Origin of the sequence: Shewanella sp. CAL98-MNA-CIBAN-0140 (genome assembly GCF_040309905.1) — a bacterium.
In the GTDB taxonomy this organism is placed as follows: domain Bacteria; phylum Pseudomonadota; class Gammaproteobacteria; order Enterobacterales; family Shewanellaceae; genus Shewanella; species Shewanella psychromarinicola.
Genome location: NZ_JBEOPI010000184.1, coordinates 1 through 267, shown reverse-complemented (window position 1 = coordinate 267; position 267 = coordinate 1). Strand labels below are relative to the sequence as shown.

General features: G+C 45.7%; 1 pseudogene. It reads right to left on the bottom strand.

Annotation, left to right across the window (positions count from 1 at the left end):
* Positions 1 to 267: pseudogene (locus AAEY93_RS20680) on the bottom strand (protein translocase subunit SecF); the annotation flags it as partial.

The window sequence follows — 267 nt, the reverse complement described above, 5'->3', positions numbered from 1 at the left end:
GAACAGTGCAACCGAGAACCAATAGAGACCGTCACCGCCCAAGAACAACATGGCTAAAACAACCAGTAATACGGTTGAGATAGTCATAATGGTACGACGTAACGTCTCTGTTAATGATAAATCAATCGTTTGACGCGGCGTAATACCACGGACACGGCGGAAGTTCTCACGAATACGGTCATAGACAACGATGGTATCGTTCAAGGAATAACCGATCAATGCCAGAATAGCTGCCAAAACGGTCAGGTCAAACGGAAAGCCGAATAA